Source organism: Mycobacterium paraense, assembly GCF_002101815.1.
In the GTDB taxonomy this organism is placed as follows: Bacteria; Actinomycetota; Actinomycetes; order Mycobacteriales; family Mycobacteriaceae; genus Mycobacterium; species Mycobacterium paraense.
Window position 1 is genome coordinate 1 of sequence record NZ_LQPM01000026.1, and the last position, 24,973, is coordinate 24,973.

14 protein-coding genes and 1 riboswitch are annotated in these 24,973 nt (G+C 68.1%); of the genes, 4 read left to right on the forward strand and 10 right to left on the reverse strand.

Going from position 1 to position 24,973, the window contains the following annotated elements; all coding sequences use genetic code 11:
• From AWB89_RS20295 to AWB89_RS20325, 7 genes are all read right to left on the reverse strand, one after another.
• On the reverse strand, positions 1 to 485 hold a 485-nt coding region (locus AWB89_RS20295; RefSeq protein ID WP_420914896.1), incomplete at its 3' end, for a hypothetical protein.
• A gap of 162 nt (positions 486 to 647) precedes the next feature.
• The gene (locus tag AWB89_RS20300) at positions 648 to 1,541 is read right to left on the reverse strand and encodes a DUF559 domain-containing protein (RefSeq protein WP_241520546.1); all 894 of its coding nucleotides are present in this window, start codon (positions 1,539 to 1,541) and stop codon (positions 648 to 650) included.
• Positions 1,542 to 1,605: 64 nt separating this feature from the next.
• Positions 1,606 to 4,734 (reverse strand): isoleucine--tRNA ligase, encoded by a 3,129-nt coding sequence (gene ileS / locus AWB89_RS20305; RefSeq protein ID WP_085176083.1) that lies wholly within the window; start codon positions 4,732 to 4,734, stop codon positions 1,606 to 1,608.
• Positions 4,735 to 5,039: 305 nt separating this feature from the next.
• Positions 5,040 to 5,273 carry an Rv1535 family protein gene (locus AWB89_RS20310; RefSeq protein WP_085096672.1) on the reverse strand — a complete coding sequence of 78 codons (234 nt, stop codon included), beginning with the start codon at positions 5,271 to 5,273 and terminating at the stop codon, positions 5,040 to 5,042.
• A gap of 275 nt (positions 5,274 to 5,548) precedes the next feature.
• Positions 5,549 to 5,717: riboswitch (M-box (ykoK) riboswitch) on the reverse strand.
• Between the two features lie 94 nt (positions 5,718 to 5,811).
• Positions 5,812 to 6,447 (reverse strand): TetR/AcrR family transcriptional regulator, encoded by a 636-nt coding sequence (locus tag AWB89_RS20315; RefSeq protein WP_241520547.1) that lies wholly within the window; start codon positions 6,445 to 6,447, stop codon positions 5,812 to 5,814.
• Positions 6,444 to 7,568 (reverse strand): NAD(P)H-dependent flavin oxidoreductase, encoded by a 1,125-nt coding sequence (locus tag AWB89_RS20320; RefSeq protein WP_085176085.1) that lies wholly within the window; start codon positions 7,566 to 7,568, stop codon positions 6,444 to 6,446. The genes AWB89_RS20315 and AWB89_RS20320 overlap by 4 nt, the downstream gene beginning before the upstream one ends.
• A 31-nt stretch (positions 7,569 to 7,599) precedes the next feature.
• On the reverse strand, positions 7,600 to 8,181 hold the full coding sequence (locus tag AWB89_RS20325; protein ID WP_085096681.1) for a carboxymuconolactone decarboxylase family protein: 582 nt from the start codon (positions 8,179 to 8,181) through the stop codon (positions 7,600 to 7,602).
• A 773-nt stretch (positions 8,182 to 8,954) separates the two neighbouring features.
• Here AWB89_RS20325 and pks2 point away from each other — a divergent pair.
• From pks2 to AWB89_RS20340, 3 genes are read left to right on the forward strand one after another with little or no spacing between them, the layout of a single operon-like run.
• Positions 8,955 to 15,251 (forward strand): sulfolipid-1 biosynthesis phthioceranic/hydroxyphthioceranic acid synthase, encoded by a 6,297-nt coding sequence (pks2, locus tag AWB89_RS20330; RefSeq protein WP_085176086.1) that lies wholly within the window; start codon positions 8,955 to 8,957, stop codon positions 15,249 to 15,251.
• Positions 15,252 to 15,310: 59 nt separating this feature from the next.
• The gene (locus AWB89_RS20335) at positions 15,311 to 16,753 is read left to right on the forward strand and encodes a condensation domain-containing protein (RefSeq protein WP_085176088.1); all 1,443 of its coding nucleotides are present in this window, start codon (positions 15,311 to 15,313) and stop codon (positions 16,751 to 16,753) included.
• 55 nt (positions 16,754 to 16,808) lie between these two features.
• Complete coding sequence (locus AWB89_RS20340) at positions 16,809 to 18,056, forward strand: glycosyltransferase (protein ID WP_085176090.1); 1,248 nt, start codon at positions 16,809 to 16,811, stop codon at positions 18,054 to 18,056.
• Between the two features lie 14 nt (positions 18,057 to 18,070).
• On the opposite strand, the gene AWB89_RS20345 is transcribed toward AWB89_RS20340, so the two are convergent.
• Genes AWB89_RS20345 through AWB89_RS20355 form a run of 3 tightly spaced genes read right to left on the reverse strand, consistent with a single transcriptional unit; the run spans position 18,071 to position 20,954 of the window.
• Positions 18,071 to 18,904: a glycosyltransferase family protein gene (locus AWB89_RS20345; protein WP_085176092.1), complete on the reverse strand. Its 834-nt coding sequence runs from the start codon at positions 18,902 to 18,904 to the stop codon at positions 18,071 to 18,073.
• Positions 18,904 to 20,151, reverse strand: coding sequence for a glycosyltransferase (locus tag AWB89_RS20350; protein WP_085176133.1), 1,248 nt, complete (start codon positions 20,149 to 20,151; stop codon positions 18,904 to 18,906). Before AWB89_RS20350 ends, AWB89_RS20345 begins: the two co-directional genes overlap by 1 nt.
• A 17-nt stretch (positions 20,152 to 20,168) precedes the next feature.
• The gene (locus AWB89_RS20355) at positions 20,169 to 20,954 is read right to left on the reverse strand and encodes a phthiotriol/phenolphthiotriol dimycocerosates methyltransferase (protein WP_142282589.1); all 786 of its coding nucleotides are present in this window, start codon (positions 20,952 to 20,954) and stop codon (positions 20,169 to 20,171) included.
• A 204-nt stretch (positions 20,955 to 21,158) separates the two neighbouring features.
• On the opposite strand from AWB89_RS20355, the gene AWB89_RS20360 reads away from it, so the two are divergent.
• Positions 21,159 to 24,854: an MMPL/RND family transporter gene (locus AWB89_RS20360; protein WP_085176097.1), complete on the forward strand. Its 3,696-nt coding sequence runs from the start codon at positions 21,159 to 21,161 to the stop codon at positions 24,852 to 24,854.
• The last annotated feature ends 119 nt before the right edge of the window (positions 24,855 to 24,973 follow it).

Consider the following 24,973-nt stretch of genomic DNA (forward strand, 5'->3'; position numbering starts at 1 on the left):
GGCAGGATGACGACGGGGGCGGCGGGTCCGCTGGTGGCGGGCGCAACCTGGTTGGCGTCGGGAGGCGTCGCCGCGGGGGGCGGGGCCGGCGCCACGGGTGGCGGCGCAACCGCGCTCGGGGCCTGCGGCGCCACCGGGCTGACGGCCGAATTCGGCACCACGACGGCCGGCTTCTGCTCATTGCCCCACCCGTCCATGAGCATCAGGCCCAGGCCGGCGACCGCGCCGAGCGCCGCGACGACGGCGCCGGCCACCAGGGCGTTCGTGCTCCTGGACCGCGGCTTCGCGGTCGCGGTGGTGGCCGGAAAGTCCTCGAAGTTCGACGGCTTGGACAGGGATCCGTCCTCGATGGCCGGGTCCCCCAGCGGGCTCGACGCCCACGCCTCGGCGACGGTGAGGTCCTCGTGCGGGACGGCCGCGACCGTCAGCTCGTCGTGCGGGAGGGCGGCGAAGGTCATCGACTGGAAGTCTTCGATGGTGCTCATGGTGTGTTCCTTAACTGTGGTCGCGACCCCCGTTGGGCCGCCGTCACAGGTAGGAGCAGCCATCCCCGACGGCTCGGACACTTTTTTCGAAACTTTTTCTCCTGAGCGTGCAACTACCGACGCCCTCACTCGCGAAATGCGTCGCCAGCTGCACTTTCGCGGTCAGCAGGGACAGCCCGCCGCCGCCAGAGCCTCACGGATCCGGGCTATGACGAGGTCCGGACGGCTGCGCAACAGGTCGGCACTCACTCGAACGATGCGCCAGCCCCGTCGCTCCAATTCAGCGGCGCGGTCGATGTCGTTGGCCCGAATGCGCGGGTCGGTCCAGTGCTGCGCGCCGTCGTATTCGACACCGACGCGCCACTGCTCCCAGCCCATGTCGATGCGCGCCACGACTGCGCCCCACTCGTTGTGCACCGGTATCTGTGTCCGCGGTCTGGGCAAGCCTGCGGAGATGATCACGAGCCTGGTCCGAGTCTCCTGAGGCGATTCGGCGCCCGCATCGAAGAGGGCGAGCACTCGTCGCAACTGCTTCATCCCGCGCGCGCCGCGGTGCGCCTTTATGAGCGGCAGCACCTCCTCGACCGCAAGGCGGGTGGCCCTCGCCAATGAATCGACGGCGACGACGGCGGGCACCAGCCCGGGCCGTCGTCCCAAGTCGAACGCCGTGCGGGCCGGCGAGGTGACCGCGACGCCGTTGACCGCGGTGATCTCCCCGGCCGACAACGACTCGTCCCAGGTCACGATCAAGCGCGGCGGACGTTTGCGGCTGCTGATGAGTTCAGCCGGCGCCTCGGGATCGACCCACTCCGCGCCGAGCAATGCGGCCGCGGAGTTCCCGGCGACGACCGCCTGCTTACCCGACCACAGCCAGGCGGCCACCGCCCTATCCTTCGCGGTCAGGACGCTGCCACGGCGTTGGTAGACGTTGCGATAAATCCGGGTGCACGACCGTCGCAGCTCACGCTCCGTCAACGTGCCGGCATCGACCGCGTGCGTGCCGATGAATGGTGTGCCCTTCCCCCATGGCCGAAGAGTGCCACGGGCCTCCGACACCGCGCGAGAGTGCAACTGCCGACGCCCTCACTCGGGAAACGCGTCGCCAGTTGCACTTTCGCGGTCACACCTTGCTGATGGCGACCCTAACGCCGTCGCCGATGGCGACGGCCTCGGGTATTAGCTCGGCGAACTGGAAACTGGTCGCGAGGATCTCCCCCGCAATCAGATCACGGTGCGCCTGCGCCCAGTCGGCCCGCTCGGCGGGCACCGCCATCACCACGCGAATGCGGTCGGACACGTCCAGCCCGGTCGACTTGCGCAGCTCCTGCAACTCGCGGATCCGGTCCTTGGCCCAACCCTCGGCCTCCAGCTCGGGGGTGACGGTGCCGTCCAGCACTACCAGGCCGGAACCGTCGGGCAGCGCCGCGGTGTAGTCGGGGTCCGCGGCCACCAGGCGGGAGCTGTACTCGTCGGGCTGCAGCACCGCGGGACCGGCGCTCAGGGTGCCGTCGGGGTTGACGACGCCCTCGCCGGCCTTGACCGCCTTGATGGCGGCCTGCACGTCCTTGCCCAGCCGCGGGCCCGCCACCCGCGCGTTGACGGTGAGCTCGAACCGGCCGTAGGTGTCGATCGCGTCGGTGAGTTCGACGCGCTTGACGTTTAGCTCGTCGGCGATCAGGTCGACGAACGGCTCCAGCCGCCGCGGATCGTCCACCGCCACGGTCAGTTTCGGCAGCGGCAGGCGCACCCGCAGCTTCTTGGCCTTGCGCAGCGACGACGCGGCAGAGCAGACCTCCCGCACCTGGTCCATCGCGGCGACCAGATCGGCGTCCGCCGGAACGGCGTCGGCCTCGGGCCAGTCGGTCAGGTGCACCGAGCGGCCGAAGGTCAACCCGCGCCAGATGATCTCGGTGACCGACGGCAACAGCGGCGCAGCCAACCTAGCGGTCACCTCCAGCACGGTGTGCAGGGTATCGATCGCCTCGGCGTCTTCCTCCCAGAACCGCGAACGCGACCGTCGCACATACCAATTCGTCAGCGCCTCGGTGAACTGGCGCAGCTGCTCACACGCCCCGGAGATGTCGCAGGTCTCCATCGACTCGGTGAGGTCCGCGCGCAGCTCCGCGAGCTTGGCCAGGATGTAGCGGTCCAGCACGTTGGTCGAATCCGTGCGCCAGGTACCGACTTTCGGTGCATACAAAGCCAGGAAGCTGTACGCGTTCCACAACGGCAGCAGCACCTGCCGCACGCCCTCGCGGATGCCCTGCTCGGTGACGATCAGGTTGCCGCCGCGCAGGATCGGCGAGGCCATCAGGAACCACCGCATGGCGTCGGAGCCGTCGCGGTCGAACACCTCGGACACGTCCGGGTAGTTGCGCAGCGACTTGCTCATCTTCTGGCCGTCGGAGCCCAGCACGATCCCGTGCGCCACACACGTTTTGAAGGCGGGCCGGTCGAACAGCGCGGTGGCCAGCACGTGCAGTGTGTAGAACCAGCCGCGGGTCTGGCCGATGTACTCCACGATGAAGTCGCCCGGGTAGTGGCTGTCGAACCACTCGTCGTTCTCGAACGGGTAGTGCACCTGGGCATAGGGCATCGAGCCCGAGTCGAACCACACGTCGAGCACGTCGGGGATGCGCCGCATCGTGCTGCGACCGGTGGGGTCGTCGGGGTTGGGCCGGGTGAGTTCGTCGATGTAGGGCCGGTGCAAATTGGTGGGCCGCACCCCGAAGTCGCGCTCCAGCTCGTCCAGGCTGCCGTAGACGTCGACGCGCGGGTAGGCCGGGTCATCGGACTTCCACACCGGAATCGGCGTGCCCCAGTAGCGGTTTCGCGAGATCGACCAGTCGCGCGCACCTTGCAGCCACTTGCCGAACTGGCCGTCCTTGACGTGTTCGGGGTACCAGGTGATCTGCTGGTTGAGTTCGACCATGCGGTCCCGGAATGCGGTGACCGCGACGAACCACGACGACACCGCCCGGTAGATCAACGGGTTGCGGCACCGCCAGCAGTGCGGGTAGGGGTGCTCGTAGGTTTCGTGGCGGACCAGCACCGCGCCGTTCGCCGCCGCCGGGCCGCTGCCGTTCTTCAGATCCCGGATGATGTTCGGGTTGGCGTCAAAGACGCGCTGCCCCCGGTAATCCGGGACGGTCGCGTCGAAGCGGCCCTTGGAATCCACCGGGGTCACCGGCGCGATGCCGGCCGCCTCGCAGACCGCCATGTCGTCCTCGCCGTAGGCCGGCGCCATGTGCACGATTCCGGTGCCGTCCTCGGTGGTGACGAAATCGCCCCGCAGCACCCGGAAAGCGTCGGCCGCGTCCATGAAATACGGGAAGGGCGGCAGGTAGCGGGTGCCCAACAAATCCGCGCCCTGGTACGTGCCCAGCACCTCGGGCTCTTCACCCAGCTCGCGGGCATAGGCGCCCAGCCGGGCCTCGGCCAGCACGAATCGGCGCTCGCCTTCCCGGACCTGCACGTAGGTCACGTCCGGGTTTACCGCCACCGCGAGGTTCGACGGCAGGGTCCACGGCGTGGTCGTCCACACCAACAGGTAGGCGCCGTCCAGTTCTCCCCCGACCACCCTGAATCCGACGGTCAGCGCCGGGTCCTGGCGGCTCTGATAGACGTCGTCGTCCATCCGCAATTCGTGGTTGGACAACGGGGTTTCGTCGCGCCAGCAGTACGGCAGCACCCGGTAGCCCTCATACGCCAGGCCCTTGTCCCAGAGCTGTTTGAACGCCCAGATCACCGACTCCATGTAGCTGGGGTCCAGCGTCTTGTAGTCGTTGTCGAAGTCGACCCAGCGCGCCTGGCGCGTGACGTACGCCTGCCACTCGTCGGTGTAGCGCAGCACCGATTCGCGGCAGGCCTCGTTGAACGCCGCGATGCCCATGTCGTCGATCTGGGACTTGTCGGTGATGCCGAGCTGGCGCTCGACTTCCAACTCGGCGGGCAGCCCGTGGGTGTCCCAGCCGAACCGGCGCTCGACCTTGTAGCCGCGCATGGTGCGATAGCGCGGAACGATGTCCTTCACATACCCGGTGAGCAGGTGCCCGTAGTGGGGCAACCCGTTGGCGAACGGCGGCCCGTCGTAGAAGACGTACTCCGGGGCGCCGTCGCGGCGCGCGATGCTGGCCCGGAAGGTGTCGTCGCGGGCCCAGTAGTCGAGCACCTCGAGCTCCAGCGCCGGGAAGTCCGGCGCCCCGCCCGCCAGCTTCGGATACGCCTTGACGTCAGCGTTGTCGGTCACGATGTGTGTCGTCTCCTGTGGCCGTCCTGCTCAGGCCGGGGACGACGACGCGCACGGTGCGCGAGCGCCGCGGTACCACCCCGCTTGCCGCGCTCGCGCGCGACCGCTCGATGCAGGCTGTCACGGGCCTACCCGTTCGGTTCTACTGAGCCGCGCCGGCCGTTCTTCCGAAGGCTCCCCGGTGATCGCCGGATCGATGCCACTGCGCCGATTCTACTCAAACGCCGCACTCCGAGGGGCTACCTGGCCTCAGGAAAGACCTGCGGCCGGGTAGCCCCTCGGAGCCGTGGTCGCTCTCCATCCGGTCACGCCCGGACTTCGAGCACACCAACGCGCCACAGCGCCGCGTACACGTGACGCAGGCCGATGCTCAACAGGTGGGCGGCGCCGTCCACCACCGGGTCGCTGATGACGATGGTCCGGCGCTCGACCGGGCGTGCCGCCTTCTCGCGGGCGGGGGCCGGGTCGCCGTCGCGCACCACCGTCAGCACGGGGGCGGGCGCCACGCTTACCACTTCGTCGTGCAGAACTGCGGTCATGATCGTCTCCTGTCGGAATCAAAAACGAGGACTGAATGGACTGACGTGTCCCGTCCCGCAGTGGTTCCGAACCCCAGAACGCTTGGCCGCGAAGCCGATTGGCTAGCCGCGAAGGTCGCTTCGGAGAACGGATCGGGACGAAACACAGTTCGGACTTCGGCCCGGACTGTCGCTGGAACTCATACGTCCCTCACCTCCTCGACGTCACGACGCGTGCGGTTGTCGCACGATCTACGCGCACCAAAAGGAGTACAGAAACCGGCGCTCGCCGGAGATCCGCACCCCTCTCGTCAGAGCTTTGGCACTACACGACGTGTCCGATATCCGGAAGCCACCTGGGCTCAACCCTTAAGCCGGGAGGAGCTGTCCTGACCCGGGGCGTCTTTGGACGTTCGGGGTCAGTGGCCTGTATTCGTGTAGACGCCTCACCTAACGAGGTGCATACGCGACCGATAATGCACGACGGTCACGACCGGGTCAAACCCGCCGGCGCCGTGTCACCCAATCTTTATGCGTTCATTACGCGCGCACACAGGCTTTAGCCAGCGTTGCGCGGTCGCAGCCCGTCCAGGGCCAGCGCCACGACGAAGTCGGCGACCTCGGCCGCCGTGACGTCGTCGTCGGTGCTCAGCCGCCGCTGCGCCAGCTGCCCGACGAGCGCCGCCAGCGTGTACGCCACCATGCGCGGCGGCGCGGCCACCACCTCACCGCGCTCCTGGGCCGCGACGATGAAGGTTTCGATGTCGTCGACGAACCGCTCGTAGATCCCGCCGAGGTGCTTCTCGAATCGCTCGCCCATCGCGTACGGGTCGCGGAGCAGCAGCTTGACGGTGGCCTTGTCGGACTCGAAGAACTCCAGCGTCGCGCGAACCGCGACGCGAAGCGATTCCTCCTGCCCGTTGCGGTCCAGCGGAACACCGAGCGCCGCGGCGATGTGGCCGCGCAGCGCTGCCTCCTCGGCGGCCATCAGCGCGTGGAACAGCTCGTCCTTGGAGTCGAAGTACCAGTAGACCGAGCCGTACGCCAGGCCGGCCCGCTTGGCGATGTCGGCGATCGTCGTGGCGTGAAAACCCTTGCGCGCGAAGGCTTCTTTGGCCGCGCCCATGATCTGGTCGCGCCGCTGCGACTTGTCCTCGTCGCTGACCGCGCGGCGCCGCCGGGTCGCGCTGGTCACGTATCGACCAGGCCGTCGAGCCGGCCGATCGTGTCGATGAACTCCTCCACCATGTCGAGCACCACCGAGCGCACCGGGCGGACCTTGTCGAGCGAGCCGACCACCTGACCGACGAAGTACGTCGCGAGCTGCCGCGCCTCGGCGCCCGGATGGGTGGCCGCCTGGTTGATGCGCACCTGCGCGCCGGTGACCAGCGCCGTCTGCAGCGGCATGCCGAGGGGGTCGGGGGTGTCCGGGCGGGCCCACTCGTCGGTCCAGGCGGTGCGCAGCATCCGGGCCGGCTTGCCGGTCATCGACCGGGACCGCACGGTGTCCGAGGAGCTGGCCGCCAAGAACTTCTCCTTGACGACCGGCACCGTCTCGGCCTCTTCGGTGGTCAGCCACACCGACCCGCACCACACCCCCTCCGCGCCCAGGGCCAGGGCCGCGGCGACCTGGCGACCGCGGGCGATGCCGCCGGCGGCCAGCACGGGAACCGGCGCCACCGCGTCCACCACCTCGGGCACCAGGACCATGGTCGCCACCTCTCCGGTGTGGCCGCCGGCCTCGGTGCCCTGCGCGACGATCAGGTCGACGCCCGCGGCCGCGTGGCGTCGCGCGTGTTCGGTGGTGCCGGCCAGCGCGGCGACCAGAACGTCGTGTTGGTGGGCGCGTTCGACGAGGTCGGCGGGGGGCGGCCCGAGCGCGCTGGCGATCAGCCGGATGTTGTGGGCGAAGGCCACCTCCAGCAGCGGCTCGTAGCCCTTGGGCGAGATGTTGAGGCCGCCCGAGGACGCCTTGGGCTCCTCGGTGGGCGCCGCGACGCCGTAGCGGGCCAGGATGTCCTCGACGAACGCGCGGTGCTCCTCGGGAAGCAGCTCCCTGGTTTGTTTGGGGTCGATCCCGCCCTGCTCGGCGCCCACGTATTTGGGCGGCAACAACAGGTCCACACCGTACGGCTTGCCGCCCGTCTGCTCCTCGATCCAGGTCAGCTCGTTCTGCAGACGCTGCGGGCTGTGCGCGACGGCGCCGAGGACCCCGAAGCCTCCCGCGTTGGTGACCGCCGCCACCACATCGCGGCAATGGCTGAAGGCGCAGATCGGAAACTCAACGCCGAGCATCTCGGCGACCCTGGTTCGCATCGCCCGACGCTAAGAGTTACTGACTGATAAGTCAATCGTCAGGCGACCGGCCGTCCGGCGGCCAGCTCGACACGCCTTCTTCCAACGGAACCTGGAGGCTGTGCAGGATCGACGCGACCATCCGCCACGCCCCGATGGCGGTGACGAGCTCGATGAGAACCGTTGTGTCGCCACGTAATTCGCGCGAGCATGCGGCCCAACTCTCCGCGCTCACCGCGCCGTCTTGCACCACCTCGTCGGTGGCCGCCAGCACCGCGCGCTCGGTGGGCCCGAAGCCGTCATACCCCCGCCAATCGCGCACGCCGAGCATGTCGTCGGGGCTCACGCCCAGTCCCGACGCGACCCGCCAATGCTGCGTCCACTCGTAATCGCACCCGGTGAGCCAGCCGATCCGCATGATGACCAGCTCCCGCAACCGCGGGTCCAGGGCGCCGTGCCACAGCATGGTGGCGAGCAGGTCGTTGAGGGCTCGCGCCAGCGTCGGATGATTGAGCAACACCTGAAAGATGCTGAGCTCGGCCATGTAGTCGGGCACCGCGGCCTCGTCGGCGGCGGCTTTGGCCTCGTCAACCGGCAGTCGGGGGACCCGGGCTTGCCCGATAGGTGCGGTCATCGCGTGAACACTCCGTGTACTGGTGAGACACCTCACGTTCATCGGCCATCGTAGCCAGGGGCGGGGCGATGCCGGCCCAAGTGCGGGCGAAAAGCCCGGAGTGCCAAGGCCGAATACCGGCCCGGCCCTCGACGACCTACGCCGCCCGCCCCGTCATATCGCCGCGCCGCATGATTCGGCGACCTTTAAATCGGGCTTAACTTGCAATCTTAAAGATTTCAGCGATTTCCCTGCGGGGCTTCTCAATAACCCCTACTATGGCGGGATTACGCATCACCGATGCAGTGCATCGGCGCGTCCAATTTTGTTTCCGCCTCGCCCGCGCAGGGTTGGGCGGTTCGTGCTACCCCCACCGCGGCGCCCGCAGACAACGCCCGTGGTCATGTTTGCCCACCACGCACGCCACGTCGCCGGAGCAGTTGCGGCACAGGCGCTCTGGCAGCGACTCGAGCCCGGCGCTACGCCCGATAATCGTGCGAAAAGTATGTGACCACCCTGTGACCCAAGCTTCCTGTCAGCGACGATGCTTCGGCCGTTGTTAAATTTTTGTACGTTCGCACGATTTTTCCACGCGGTTCGGGCCGAGCCGCTACGCTGCTGATCGCGCCACGTTGTTACGGCGGGCTTCGATAGCGGGGGTCGGTGGGTTGTTTGTGTGTTGCTCGCGGAGTTGCTAGCTCGCGCAAAAAAATTCGGCGAGATTTCTCGAAGCTGAGATAAGAGCGAGCAGCAGTGATAGGAACTTGTGGATAGGCAAGGAGAGGTGAAGGACAGTGGATAAGGCAGTCGTGACTCCGGTCGCCGTCATCGGGATGGCGTGCCGGCTGCCGGGGGGCATCAACTCCCCTGACCTCTTTTGGGAAGCGTTGCTGCGGGGGGATGACTTTGTCAAGGAAATCCCGGGCGAACGCTGGGATGTCGACTACTACTACGACCCCGAGCCGGGCGTGCCTGGGCGCTCCGTGTGCAAGTGGGGTTCCTTCCTGGACAACGTGGGCGACTTCGACCCCGAGTTCTTCGGCATCACCGAAAAAGAAGCCACGGCGATGGATCCGCAGCACCGGTTGCTCATGGAAACCTCGTGGGAGGCCATGGAACACGCCGGCCTCACCAAGGACACCATCTCCCAGGAAACGGGCGTTTTCGTCGGATTGAACTACGGCGACTACCAATTCGTGCACGCCGCCACCGACGCCTTCGACGGACCGTACGGAAACCCCGGCACCATCTCGTGCATGGCGTCCGGGCGCATCTCCTACGCGCTCGGACTGCACGGCCCCGCGGTCACGATCGACACCGCGTGCTCGTCCGGCCTGTTCGCGATCCACCAGGCCTGCCGCAGCCTGAACGACGGCGAGAGCGAGCTCGCGTTCGCCGGCGGCGTCAACGTGATGATGGAGCCGCGCCGGTCCGCCTCCGCGTCGGCGGGGGGCATGCTCTCGGGCACGGGGCACTGCCACGCGTTCGACATCAAGGCCGACGGCTTCGTCTCCGGCGAGGGCTGCGTGGTGCTGTTGCTCAAGCGGCTCTCCGATGCGCAGCGCGACGGCGACCGGGTGTTGGGTGTGATTCGCGCCACTGCCGCCAACCAGGACGGCCACACCATGAACATCGCGATGCCGTCGGGCGAGGCGCAGGCCAAGGTGTACCGCGCCGCGCTCGCTGCGGCGGGCGTCGACGCCGGCACGGTTGGCATGGTCGAGGCGCACGGCACGGGCACCCCCGTGGGTGACCCGATCGAATACGGCAGCCTCGCCGAGGTCTACGGCATCGGCAACCCCTGCGTGCTGGGCGCCTCGAAGACCAACTTCGGGCACCTCCAGGCGGCCGCCGGTGCGCTGGGCGTGATGAAGGCGGTCCTCTCCGTCCAGCACGGGGTGGTCCCCAAGAACCTGCACTTCGAGGCGTTGCCCGACGAGATGGCCCGGATCGACACCGGATTGTTTGTGCCGCAAGAGAATACGCCGTGGCCGCTGAGCAGTGTGCAGCCGCGACGCGCGGCGGTGTCGGCGTACGGCATCTCCGGCACCAACGTGCACGCCATCGTCGAGCAGGCTCCGGCGCCGCTGTCCCGCAACGGCGCCGCACCCCGGCCGAGCCGCGAGGACGGCACGCTGCTGTTCCCGCTGTCGGCCACCTCGGCCGACGGGCTGCGCGAAACCGCCGCACGGTTGGCCGACTGGGTCGAGGCGCACGCGTCGGACGTGCCGGCGCCCGACCTGGCCTACACCCTCGCGCGCAGGCGCGGGCACCGCTCGGTGCGGACCACCGTGCTGGCCAGCGACACCCCGGAGCTGCTCACCGCGCTGCGGGAGGTCGCCAGCGGCGACGCCCTGTTCCAGGAGGTCGTCGGCCAGGAGCAGCGCGGCCCGGTGTGGGTGTTCTCCGGGCAGGGTTCGCAGTGGGCCACCATGGGCTCGGACCTGCTGGCCAAGGAGCCCGCATTCGCGGCGGCCATCGCCGAGATCGAGCCGCTGATCGCCCACGAGTCCGGCTTCTCGGTGACCGAGGCGCTGACCGCACCCGAGAAGGTGACGGGCATCGACCGCGTGCAGCCGACGATCTTCGCTATGCAGGTCGCGCTCGCGGCCACGATGAAGTCCTACGGGGTCTCGCCCGGTGCCGTCATCGGCCACTCGATGGGCGAGTCCGCGGCGGCCGTCGTCGCCGGGGCGCTGTCGCTAGAGGACGGGGCGCGCGTCATCTGCCGCCGCTCGCGACTGATGACCAAGATCGCCGGTTCAGGCGCGATGGCGTCGGTGGAACTGCCTGCGCAGCAAGTGCTTTCGGAGCTGATGGCCCGCGGCGTCAACGACGCCGTCGTGGCCGTGGTGGCGTCCCCGCAGTCCACCGTCATCGGTGGCGCGACGAACACGGTCCGCGAGTTGGTGGCGGCGTGGGAGCAGCGCGAGGTGATGGCCCGCGAGGTGGCCGTCGACGTGGCGTCGCACTCGCCGCAGGTCGACCCGATCCTCGACGAGCTCTACGACGTGCTGGCCGAGATCGAACCGCTGACCCCGGAGGTGCCGTACTACTCGGCCACCTCCTTCGATCCGCGCGAGGAGCCGTACTGCGACGCCAACTACTGGGTGGACAACCTGCGCCACACGGTGCGGTTCTCCGCCGCGGTCCAGGCGGCGCTGGAAGACGGCTACCGGGTGTTCGGTGAGTTGTCGCCGCACCCGCTGCTGACCCACGCGGTCGACCAGACCGCCCGCAGCCTGGACATGACGGTGGCCGCGCTCGCCGCGATGCGGCGCGAACAGCCGCTGCCGCACGGGCTGCTCGGGTTGTTGGGAGACCTGTACGCCACGGGCGCCACGGTCGACTTCTCCGTGCTCTACCCCGGTGGGCACCTGATGGACGCCCCGCTGGCGGCCTGGACGCACCGCTCGCTGCTGCTGAGCCGCGAGGGTCACAGCTCGCGCGCGCTGGCCTCCAGCGTCGCGGTGCACCCGCTGATGGGCCAGCACGTGCGGCTGCCCGAGGAGCCGGAACGCCACGTGTGGCAGGCCGAGATCGGCACCGCGACCCTGCCGTGGCTGGCCGACCACCAGGTCCACGGCACGGCGACGCTGCCGGGCGCGGCCTACTGCGAGATGGCGCTGGCCGCGGCCCGCACCGTCTTCGGTGACGCGTCCGGGGTTCGCGACGTCCGCTTCGAGCAGATGCTGATGCTCGACGAGGAGACGCAGATCAGCCTCACCGCGACCGCGGAGCTGCCCGGCGCGCTCACCTTCGCCGTGGAGACCAACGAGGACGGTGTCCAGGCACGGCGGGCGTCCGCGGTGCTGGTGGACGTCGACGACTCGGGCGACGCGGCGCGGCCCGCCGCGGTGGACATCGAGGAGCTGCTGGCGGCGCACCCGAGCCGCCTGGAGGGCACCGACCTTCGCGACGCGATGGACCTGTGCGGCATTCAGTACGGCCCCGCCTTCACCGGCCTGGCCGCCGCGCACACCGCCGAGGGCACCGGCACCACGGTGCTGGCCGAGATCGGGCTGCCCAGCGTGATCCGGACGCAACAAACCAACTACGGCGTGCACCCGGCGCTGCTCGACGCGTGCTTCCAGTCGGTCGCCGCGCACCCGAGCGTCGCCAACGCCAGCCTGGGCGGCCTGCTGTTGCCGCTCGGCGTTCGCGAGCTGCGGATCCACGGATCGGTGAGCTCGGCCCGCTACTGCTACTCGCGGGTGACCGCGGCCACCGGCGGGTCCGTCGAGGCCGACCTGGACATCCTGGACAAGCACGGCACCGTCCTGCTGACCGTGCGCGGGCTGCAGATGGGCACCGGCGTCTCGCCGAGCGGCGAGCGGGCCCGGGTGATGGCCGAGCGGTTGCTGACCGTGGAATGGCAGCAGCGCCAGCTGCCCGAGGTGCCCGCCACCGAGACCGGCGCCTGGCTGCTGGTCAGCACCTCCGACGCCGCCGACCTCGTGGCGACGGCGTTCACCGACGCGATGAAGCTGCACGAGGCGGACTGCAACACGCTGTCCTGGCCGGCGCGGGGCGACCACCCGGCCATCGCCGAGCGGCTGCGCGACGAGGTCGAAAAGGGCGGCTACGCCGGCGTGGTGGTGCTCACCGAGCCGAAGAACGGCAACCCGGACGACGAGAGCGCCGTGCGCGGCGGTGAGTACGTGCACCACCTGGTGCGCATCGCCCGCGAGCTCCCGGAGCTGCAGGGTGAGTCGCCGCGGCTGTTCGTGGTGACCCGCAACGCGCAGAAGGTGTTGTCGGAGGACGTCCCGAACCTCGACCAGGGCGGGGTCCGCGGGCTGCTGCGGGTGATCGGGTCCGAGCACCCGCACCTGCACACCACCCACATCGACGTCGACGAGCAGACCAGTGCCGAGCAAGTGGTGCGCCAGCTGCTGACGACGGGGCCCGGCGAGGACGAGACGGCCTGGCGCAACGACGAGTGGTACATCGCGCGCCTGTGCCCCACTCCCCTGCGTCCGGAGGAGCGGCTGTCCACCATCGCGGATCACGAGAACGACGGGATGCGGATGCAGATCCGCACGCCGGGTGACCTGCAGACGATGGAGTTCGCGGCGTTCGACCGGGTTCCGCCGGGGCCCGGGCAGATCGAGGTCGCGGTCACCGCGTCGAGCATCAACTTCGCCGACGTGCTGAACGCGTTCGGCCGCTACCAGAGCCTGGACAACATCCTGCCCGCGCTCGGCACCGACTTCGCCGGTGTGGTCACGGCCGTGGGACCCGACGTCACCAACCACAAGGTCGGCGACCACGTCGGCGGCATGTCCCCCAACGGCTGCTGGGCCACGTTCGTCACCTGCGACGCGCGGCTGGCCACGACGCTGCCTGAGGGGCTCACCGATGCGCAGGCGGCCGCGGTCACCACCGCGCACGCCACCGCCTGGTACGGCCTGAACGACCTGGCCCGCATCAAGGCCGGCGACAAGGTGCTGATCCACTCCGGGACCGGTGGTGTGGGGCAGGCGGCGATCGCCATCGCCCGCGCCGCGGGTGCCGAGATCTTCGCCACCGCCGGCAGCGAGGCGCGTCGACAGCTGTTGCGCGACATGGGAATCGAGCACGTCTACGACTCGCGGACCGTCGACTTCGCGGACCAGATCCGTCGCGACACCGACGGCTACGGCGTGGACATCGTGCTCAACTCCGTGACGGGCGCGGCTCAGCTCGCCGGCATCAAACTGCTGGCCCTGGGCGGGCGGTTCGTCGAGATCGGCAAGCGCGACATCTACGGGGACACCAAGCTGGGCCTCTTCCCGTTCCGCCGCAACCTGGCGTTCTGGGGCGTCGACCTGGGTCTGATGTCCGTCAGCCACCCGCAGCAGGTCAGCGAGATCCTGAGCAACGTCTACCGGTTGACGGCCGAGGGCGTGCTGCCGATGCCCGAGAGCACGCACTACCCGCTCGCCGAGGCGGCCACCGCGATTCGCGTGATGAGCGCGGCCGAGCACACCGGCAAGCTCATCCTCGACATCCCGCAGGCCGGGCGCAGCAGCGTGGTGCTGCCGCCGGAGCAGGCGCCGGTCTTCCGCAAGGACGGCTCCTACATCATCACCGGCGGTCTCGGTGGCCTGGGCCTGTTCCTGGCCGAGAAGATGGCCGCTGCCGGCGCGGGCCGGATCGTGCTCACCTCCCGCTCCGAGCCGTCGCAGAAGGCGCTTGAAACGATCGAGCTCGTCCGGGCGATAGGTTCTGACGTGATCGTGGAGTGCGGTGACATCGCGCAGGCCGACGTCGCACAGCGGCTGGTGGCCACGGCGACGGCCACCGGACTGCCGCTGCGGGGCGTGCTGCACGCGGCCGCGGTGGTCGAGGACGCCACGCTGACCAACATCACCGACGAGCTGATCGACCGCGACTGGGCACCCAAGGTGTACGGCGCGTGGAACCTGCACGAGGCCACCGCATCCGCGGACCTGGACTGGTTCTGCTCGTTCTCCTCGGCGGCGGCCCTGCTGGGCTCGCCGGGTCAGGGAGCCTACGCCGCGGCCAACAGCTGGCTCGACGCCTTCACCCACTGGCGACGCGCCCAGGGCCTGCCGGCCACGGCGATCGCTTGGGGCGCCTGGGGCGAGATCGGCCGCGGTGCGGACTTCGCGGAAGGCAGCGGCGCCGCGATCGCTCCCGACGAGGGTGCGTACGCGTTCGAGGCGCTGCTGCGCCACGACCGCGCGTACACGGGCTACAGCCCGCTGATCGGGACACCGTGGATCGCGTCCTTCGCGGAGCGCAGCAAGTTCCTCGAGATGTTCAAGTCCGCGGGTGAAAAGCGTTCGGGTTCAAGCAAACTGCGCGCCGAGCTGGCCGACCTGCCGCTCGACGAGTGGCCGACCCGGCTGCGGCGTCTGCTCTCCGAGCAGATCGGCCTGATCCTGCGTCGCAACATTGATGTGGACCACCCGCTTTCCGAGTACGGCCTGGACTCGCTGGGCAACCTCGAATTGCGGACTCACATCGAGGCCCAAACGGGGGTACGCATCACCTCTGCCGACATCACGACGGTGCGGGGTTTGGCGGATCACCTGTTCCACAAGCTGGCGCCCCAGGAGGAAAACGCTGCGGCGCCCGCGTGAGAGAGGTCCTACGTCAAAGTCGACTGCACTGCTAGGCCGGTACTACAAGGAGGGAAAACGTGTTCATAGGTGGAGGCTCTGAGCACGACAGCCTGCGAGTTGGCAACGCCTACGACTGGAACCCGGAGCCGGGTCCCGTCGTAACGTGGGAACCCACACCCGGCTGTGCTGCGAAGGCTCGGCAGGCACCCGTCAGCCCGGTGCCGCCCAGCTCGATGCAGGCGGGCCACCTTCGTGGCTTCGTGGAGTTCCGGGACCGCGGTCTGGACTACTCGCGGGCGGTCATGGGGTCCTGGGAGGTGCCCGGCCGGTGCGACATTCGCGCGATGACGTACGTCATCAACGCGCACCTGCGGCGCCACGCGACGTACCACAGCTGGTTCGAGTACTCCGATGACAACATCGTCCGGCACACCCTGAAGAATCCGCGCGACATCAACTTCGTCGCGAAGGAGTACGGCGTACTGACGCAGCAGGAATGGCGCGACCACGTACTGGCGACTCCGGACCCGTTGGAGTGGGACTGCTTCAGGTTCGGGATCATCCAGTACGAGGACCGCTTCGCGTTGTACGCGGTCGTCGACCACCTGCACTGCGACCCGATGTTGATCGCCGGGCTGTACGTCGAGATCGTGATGAACTACAACGCCCTGCTGGAGGGCAAGGCGCCGGTCACGCTGCCCCCGGCGGCCAGCTACGACGACTTCTGCATGCGGGAGCACGCCTGCGTGTCCGGGATGACGCTGGAGTCGCCGGAGGTGAAGAAGTGGATCGAGTTCGCCGAGGCCAACGGCGGGACCCTGCCCGACTTCCCGCTGCCGCTGGGTGACCAATCGATCCCGTGCGGCGGCGACACCCACGTCGAGCGGCTGCTGGGCCCGGAGCAAACGGCTCAGTTCGAGGCCCTCTGCCAGCAGGCGGGTGCCCGGTTCAGCGGCGGCCTGTTCGCCTGCGCGGCCCTGGCCCAATACGAATTGACCGGTGCGGAAACGTATTACGGGCTCACGCCGACCGACAAGCGCAAGAGCCCGGCGGACTTCATGACGGTGGGCTGGTTCACCGGTGTGGTGCCGTTCACCGTTCCGGTCGACCCGAACTCGTTCGAGGAGACCGCACGCGCGGCGCAGGCCTCGTTCGACGCGAACATGGACCTGGCCAACGTGCCGTTCGACCGGGTTCTGGAACTGGCGCCCTGGCTGCGCCGGCACGGACCCCAGTTCACCATGATGAGCTACATGGACGCGGGCCTTCCTCCCCTGTCCGCCATCGTCGCCACCGCCCTGGACGGCGTGAACGCGACCGCGTTCACCGATGGCCGCAGCCCGGCGTACATGTACTCCACGGTGTTCCGGTTGTTCGACGAGGTCTCCATCATGGTGTCCTACCCGAACAACCCGGTTGCCCGGGAGTCCGTTCAGCGCTACACGGAGGCCATGAAGTCGGTCTTCGAGCGGGTCGTCGCGGGCAAGCTGGCCGCCCTTCCGGTTCGCGTAGCCAGGTAGGCTCCAAGGCGCTTCATCCCCGTGCGGGGATGGGGTGAAAGGCTGAGCTCCGTCGATGAAGTTTGTTCTGGCGGCCCACGGGACCCGCGGCGATATAGAACCCTGCGCCACGGTCGGTGCAGAGCTGCGGCGACGAGGACACGACGTCCGAATGGCGGTGCCGCCCAACCTGGTTGACTTCGTGGAGGCCGCCGGCGTACCCGCCGTGTCCTACGGACCGGACACGCGAGAGCAAGTCGTGGCCGTCGCGGATTTCACCCACAACGCGCTGAAGGTCCAGAACCCGGTCAACTTCATGCGCGACCTGAGGGAGCTTTTCGTCGAGGGTTGGGCGGAGATGAGCCGCACGCTCACCTCGCTGGCCGACGGGGCCGACCTGTTGGTGACGGGCCAGACGTACCACGGGGTGGTGGCCAATGTCGCTGAGTACTACGACATTCCGGTCGCGGGGCTACATCACTTCCCGGTGCGGGTCAACGGTCAGCTCGGCGTTCCGTTTCTCCCGTCGCCGGCGCCCGCGGTGCGTGCGACCTTGACGGCGGGCTGGTGGCTGTATTCGCAGATCACCAAGCCCAACGAGGACGCGCAACGCCGGGAACTGGGCCTGCCCGGCACGACGGTTTCGGCCTGGCGGCGGATGGCCGACAACGGAACCCTCGAGCTGCAGGCCTACGACCAGGCGTTGTTCCCGGGTCTCGGCGCGGAATGGAATGGCAAGCGCCCCTTCGTGGGTTCCCTCACGCTCGAGTTGGGGGCCGACACCGACGACGAGGTCGCGTCCTGGATCGCCGCCGGGAAACCGCCCATCTACTTCGGTTTCGGCAGCACGCCGGTCCAGTCCCCCGCCCAGACGGTGGCGATGATCGCCGACGCCTGCGCCGAATTGGGCGAACGCGCGCTGATCTATTCCGGCGGCGAGGGTCTCGATACGGATCCGGGTTCCGACGTGAAGCTGGTCGGCCACGTCAACTACTCCACGATCCTGCCCACCTGCCGGGCGGCGGTCCACCATGGCGGAGCCGGCACGACGGCCGCCAGCCTGCGCGCCGGGCTGCCGACGCTGATCTTGTGGGACGTGGCCGACCAGTTCATCTGGGCGACTCAGGTCAAACGCCTGAAAGTCGGTTCCGCCAAGAAGCTTTCGCGAATCACGCGAAAATCTTTGGTCCGGCAGCTCCGCACGATCCTGGCGCCGGACCGCGTGGCCCGGGCCCGCGAGATAGCGCCGAAAATGACCAAGCCCGCCGTCGGCGTCGCCACCGCCGCCGACCTGCTGGAGCAGACCGTCCGCGTCGGCGTCTGAATTCGTTCGCGGGTCTAGGGTTGCCGCGTGGCGGCCGCATCGCGCTGGACGAGCGGGAAGGACTTGTACCACTTGCGGCGGTGCGCCGCCCCCATCTCGCGCAGGATTCCCATGGCGGCGGGCCAGCCGTGATTTCTGCGCAAGCCTCGAATCATCTCCCGGCTGGAGCCCCAGTGGTACTTGCGGCTGCCGAAGTAGGTGTTCGCGGTCTTGCGCCCGAAGTGGTTGACGTAGGCCATTTCCGTTGTATACAAACCGAATCCGGCCTTGCGGGCCCGCAACGCCAGGTCGAGATCGAGCCCCCAGCCGTAGCGCCCGAAGGTGTCCAGGTCCATTCCGCCGACGGCGTCCCAGCACTCCCGGGACATCACCAGCGCGGTCCCCTCGATGGCGGGCACCACGCGATACAGCGGCCGGGGGACGTAGCTTTCGGCGTCGGGTATGCCGTCGACCACCGCGTAGGGGAACCCGATGTTGAACATCGGCCCCACCATGCCGACGTCCGCGGGCAGCCGCGGGTCGAGCAGGGCGGCGATGAATCCCCGCGACAGGCGGGTGTCGTTGTTGAGCGTCATCGCGTGGGAATACCCCTCCGCGAACGCAGTTCGGAATCCGAGTTCGCTGCCGCCGGCCCAGCCGAGGTTCTTGCCGGGCGTGACGACGCGCTCATCGCCGATCTTGGGGTAGTCGCCCCGATTGTCGACGATCAGATAGTTGGCGCCCTCGCGCTCCAGATCGGCCAGCAGCGCGTGTGTGTACTCGTGCTGGCCGTAAACCGGCACGGTGATCAGTAGGGACACAACCGGAGCGTACCCCGGCTCTCGCGGGTCCGAGGGGCGTTCCGACATCAGCCAAACCCTTCGCGGCGGGCGGCCTTTTCCAGCAGATCGGCGGCGGTCGTGACGCTTTCGGCGGGCTTGGTCATCTGTGCGGCCACCTCGCGTGCCCGGCTCGCATACGTCGGCGCGAGGACCGACCTGAGGTCGCCGGCCAGCGTTTTGGCGGTCGTGCTGGAGAACCGGCGGGCCGAGCCGACTTTCAGCTGCTTGATCTGGGCCGCCCAGATCGGCTGATCGGAGGTGATCCACAGAATCAGCGCAGGGACGCCGGCCCGCAAGCCCGCGGCCGTGGTGCCCGAGCCGCCGTGGTGCACGACCGCGCGGCAGGTGGGGAAGATCGCGGCGTGATTGACCGCCGTCACAACCTTCACATGGCCGAAATCGGGGACGCCGGTGTCGTGTGCGCGTGAGCAGATCAGTGCCCGTTCGCCCAGCTCGGCGCAGGCCCGGCCGATCATGGTGACGAGGTCCTTGAGGGACCCGACGGGCATGCTGCCGAACCCGAAGTAGATCGGCGGCGTCCCGGCGGCGATCCACGACACCACCTCGTCGTCGGCGTCGGTGGGCCACTCCATCGTCAGCGCGCCGACGAAGGGCCGCCGAGCGCCCCACTCCGCCGCCAACCCGGGGAAGCACAGGCCGTCGTAGGCCTGGATCTCCAGCGCGTTCCGGTCGGACATCCGTTGCGGCGCAGGGCAAGTGGCGTTCGGCAGGCCCAGATCCCGGCGCTGCGCGTCCTCGGCGCCCCGGGTGAACCGCCAGTACATCCAGTCGAGGGTCTTCATCGTCGAGCGCACCACCGGCGCGGGCAAGCGCGCCGGGAACGCGATGTGGCCGTTGGGCCGCATCGGGTAAAAATGCAATGCGGCCAATGGAATGTCGTGGTACTCCGCAACATTGGCGGCGATCTCTTGGTAGAGCTGCCCCGTCAGCAGCAGGTCGGCCCCGTCCGCGAGCGGCTTGAGCGCCGCGCCCAGCTCTTCGAAACCCGCCCTGACGGGCTCCATGGCCTCGCGCGCCAGTTTGACCGGATTGGTGAACTTCCACGAGTTGTGCAGGAAATCCTCGTCGAGCTGCTGCTGGGAATCCCGCTGGCCGTAGGCCACCGCGGGCAGCCCGGCCGACTCGACGAAGCCGATCAGGTTGGGCGGCACCGCAACCCGGACGTCGTGGCCACGGCGCTGCAACTCGCGTCCGACGGCCGCGAGGGGCTCGATGTCGCCGCGAGTTCCGTAGCTTGCCAAGGCAAACTTCATGACGGAGTTGGGCGACATCAGTCCTTGGCGAAGTGGTAGACGCGGTAGGAGAACCCGCCGGAGCGGCGCAGCTCCCAGTCCAACACGCCCACGCCGTACCGGATCAACGAGTTCATGAATCCCGGCAGGCGGCCGCTGATCTGCTGCTGGGTGCGCCGGGTGTTGGCGTCCAACCCGCGCTTGGCCTCTTTGTCGATGTCGCGTTCCGAGATCTTGCGTAGCGGCGCGGCGGCCAGCGCCGCCTCCCATTCGGCGACGACGGGAGCGCGCCGGGAATCGGTGTAGAGGAAATGCCCGCCGGGGCGCAGCACGCGGGCGACTTCCTCGAGGAAACCGGGGAAGTTCGGGTACTGATGGGAGGCCTCGACGTTGATCACCGCGTCGAAGGATTCGTCGGGGAACGGCAGGTTTTGGGCGTCGCCCTGCACGAATTCCAGGCCCGACAGCTGGTGCCGTTCCCGGCACTTGTCGATGCTGGCGGGGTTGAGGTCCAGCCCGGTGTAGGAGGCGGGGCCCAGGTTGCGCATGATGTACGACGCTCCCCCGCCGGCCCCGCAGCTGACCTCGAGCACCTTCTTGCCGGTGAGATCCACCTGCGAGGCGGTCACGTGATAGAGCTGGATGCAGTACCGGTTGGGCTCGTCGGACGCCGCCAGCGTCAGGCCCATCGGCGGGTCTTCCTCGTAGCCGAAGTTGAAGAAAACCACGTCATCGCCGACCTGGCGGGTGCCAAGGGGCAGAAAGTACTTCGTGGTGAGCTTGCCGACGAGCGGGTTGGATTGCAGGCGGTAACCGATGGCCATGGGGAGAGTGTTACACGGATCCGCGGCGCCCCACGCCCGATCGGCGCCTTGACCTCGTCGCCGACCAGGGCTTTGGGCGCGCCCGCGCGCCGGATTCCAGGGGGCTGACCAGCGCATTCGCTGTCAAGATCACGGCGGGATCACGGTCGGGGTGTAGATCTTGATTAGCCCGCGCGACGGCGGCCTTGATTGTAGGGTGGTTGCGTGTCGAGCCGGACTGGCACGGGCGAGGCAGCCAAGCCTGGGGGAATCTTCGACCGCATAGGCGATGTCGTCGTGCGGTGGCCGCTGCTTGTCATCGCCTGCTGGATAGGGTTCGCGGCCATCCTCTGGCTGGTATTTCCGCCGCTGATGGTAGAGGCCGGCAGGCACGAGCAAAAGCCCCTGCCGGACAACGCCCCGACGGTGCTCATCAACCAGGAGATGGCCCAGGCCTTCTCCACTCCCGGCAAGGACTCCGCGGCCCCCAAGAGTCCCGGGGACGCCAAGAAGGCCGGCGACGCCGGCGGCGACGGGGGCGGCGACAATCCGCTGGGCGGCGGCGGCTCGCTCCTGATGATCCTGCTGACCGACGAGAACGGCATCTCACCGGCCGACGAGGCTGTCTACGCCAAGCTGGTGGACAAGCTGCACCAGGACAAAGCCGACACCATGACGGTGCAGGATTTCCTCACCACCCCCCAGATGCGCGAGGTCCTGGCGAGCAAGGACGGCAAGGCCTTCATCTTGCCGGTTTCTTTCCCCGGGGCGGCCACCGCGCCCACGACCATCGCGGGCTACCACCACGTCAAGGACATCGCCAAACAGGTCACCGAGGGAACGTCGTTGACCGCCTACGTCAGCGGGCCGCTGGCCACTCTCGCCGACGCCACCGAAATGGCGATGGAGGACGCGCACTTCATTGAGATCGGCACCGTCGCGGCCGTGCTGATCATCCTGTTCCTCATCTATCGCAACGTGGTCACGATGTTGCTGCCGCTGCTCAACATCGGCGCATCCATCGCGGCATCACAGGGCTTGTTGTCCGGTCTGAGCACGCAGTTCGGCCTGCCGGTGATCTTGCAGAGCCTCGTGCTGATGACCGCGGTCATGGTCGGGGCGGGAACGGACTACGCCGTCTTCCTGATCAGCCGCTATCACGACTACGTGCGGCACGGCCACAGCTCCGATCAGGCCGTCAAGATGGCGATGATGTCGATCGGCAAGGTCATCACGGCATCGGCGGCCACCGTCGCGGTGGCATTCCTGGCGATGGCCTTCACCAAGCTGCAGGTGTTCTCGGCCGTCGGGCCGGCCATTTCGATTTCGGTCGTCGTGGCACTGCTGTCCGCGGTCACGCTGCTACCCGCCCTGATGGTGCTCGCCGGCCGGCGCGGCTGGATCAAGCCCGGGCGCGACCTGACCACCCGCACCTGGCGGATCATCGGAACGCGCGTCGTGCGCCGGCCCAAGATCCATTTGATCGGAAGCCTGGTCGTGCTCATCGCGTTGGCCAGTTGCACGAGCGTGATGCGCTTCAACTACGACGACCTCAAGACGATGCCCGCGTCCGTGGACAGCTCCAAGGGATACGACGCGATGAACGCCCATTTCCCGGCGAACGCGCTCACACCGATGGTGCTGTTCATCAAGTCACCGTCCCACGACCTGCGGTCGCCTACCGCCCTCGCCGACCTCGAGCAGATGGCCAGCCGGGTGAGCCAGCTGCCCGGCATCACGATGGTGCGGGGTCTGACCCGGCCCAACGGGGAGCCCCTGGAGCAGACCAAGATCTCGTTCCAGGCCGGCGAGGTCGGCAACAAGCTGTCCGAGGGCTCCACCCAGATTCAGGAGCATGGGAACGACCTGGACCGGCTGGTGAACGGCTCCAACCAGTTGGCCGACGCCCTGGCCCAACTTCGCGATCAGGTCAACGGGGCGGTGACCAGCCTCGGCCCGGCCGTCTCGGCGCTGACGGCCATGGAACAGCTGGCCGGCGGTGACCGCACCATCAACGCGCTCGACCAGGGCGCCGCCATGACCGGGCAGATGAAGAAGCTGGGCGACAACCTCAGCATGTCCACGGTGAACGCCGAAAACATCGCCGCCTGGGCCGGCCCGATGCTGGTGGCCCTCAACAACAGCCCGGACTGCAATGCCGACCCGGGCTGCGTGAATTCCCGCGCCAGCCTGGCCGCGATGGTGCAGGCCAACAACGACGGCACCCTGAACTCGATCAAGATCATGGCCCACAACCTGCAATCGGCCGGGCAAGCGCAGACCGTCGGGCAGACGCTGGACAAGGTCCAGCAGACGCTGACCCAGGCCTCCAGCGCCATGAAGACGATCAAGAACCTGCAGACCACGATGGGCCAGGCGGAGCAGGGCGCCAACGCGCTCGCAGACGGTAGCCGCGCCATCGCCGGCGGCGTGAAGGAACTGGTCGATCAGACCAGAAACATCGGCAGCGGCCTCGGTGAGGCGTCGCAATTCCTGCTGAGCATGAAGCACGACACCGACAGCAAGCCGTCGATGGCCGGCTTCAACATCCCGCCGCAGATCATGACCAGGGACGAGTTCAAGAAGGGCGCCGCGATCTTCCTCTCCCCGGATGGGCACGCGGCCCGGTACCTCATCCAGAGCGCCATCAACCCCTTCTCCACCGAGGCGATGGATCAGATCCCGAAGATCATCAAGGCTGCCCAGTCGGCGCAGCCCAATACCGAACTGTCGGACGCCAAGGTTGCGGTGGCGGGCCTGCCCAGTGGGCTTGACGACACGCGTAACTACTACAACGACGACATCGGTTTCATCGTCTTCGCGACCATCATCATCGTGTTCCTGATCCTGGTCGGCCTGTTGCGGGCGGTGGTTGCGCCGCTGTACCTCATCGGTTCGGTGCTGCTTTCGTATTTGTCCGCAATGGGTCTCGGCGTCTTGGTGTTCCAGATGATCCTCGGACAGAACCTGCACTGGAGCCTGCCCGGCTTGTCGTTCATCCTGCTCGTCGCCGTCGGCGCGGATTACAACATGCTTCTGATCTCGCGCATCCGCGACGAATCACCGCACGGCGTGCGCGTCGGTGTGATTCGCACCGTCGGTTCCACCGGTGGCGTGATCACCTCGGCCGGCCTGATCTTCGCGGCCTCGATGTTCGGGTTGATGACCGCCAGCATCTACACCATGGCCGAGGCCGGTTTCATCCTCGGGATGGGCATCTTGATCGACACCTTCCTGGTGCGCACGATCACCGTGCCGGCCATGGCCGCGCTGATCGGCCAGAAGAACTGGTGGCCATCGCATCTCGGTAAGAGCGCGGCCCAGGTGTACGCGGCCCACCAGCGCAAGCAGCAACAGCTGGAACAGCTGACCGACCAGCTGGTCCGGATGAAGGTGATCCCGAGCCGGGACGCGTTGGCCCCGGCAACCGCCTCCGCGGGGGCGAATGGGGCCGCTGCGCCGCTGATTCCCGACGACCTGCTGGTCCGCTTGAAACTCGTTCCGCCAAGCCACAAGTCGCGGAGCAAATCACGTCGGCCGCGGTCGAACGGCATCGCGAAGGCGAGGTCGGGTTCCGGCAACGGCCAACGCTCGAGCGCACGCCTGCCCGAGCATGCGCTTCCGTTGTTCGATCTCAGTGGCCTGCCGGATCACGTGACCGACGATCTTCGCGATTCGGCGTCGGATCTCCAGTCGCCCACGAACGGTAACGACGATCCCTACCTGGGCCACTCGCTGCCGCTGTTCGGTCAGGACTTCCTGTCGCCTCGCCCGATCACTGTCGGCGCCAAGGCAAATGGGCATTCGAACGGCAACGGGCACAGCGAGGAATCCGCCGCGGACGACGCCGACAATTCGCTGCCACTGTTCGGTGCGAGCAGCCCGGCGTCCCGGGGCGCCAACGGCAACGGGCACGGCTGACGCCCGATCCTCTAGCCTCTAGCGGCGGCGTGAACCTTTATCGAGATTGACGCTGGCGCGACGAAGTACGAGTGGATGACGCGCTAGCGTCAATCTCGGCGTTCAAAGGCGGGCGGCGG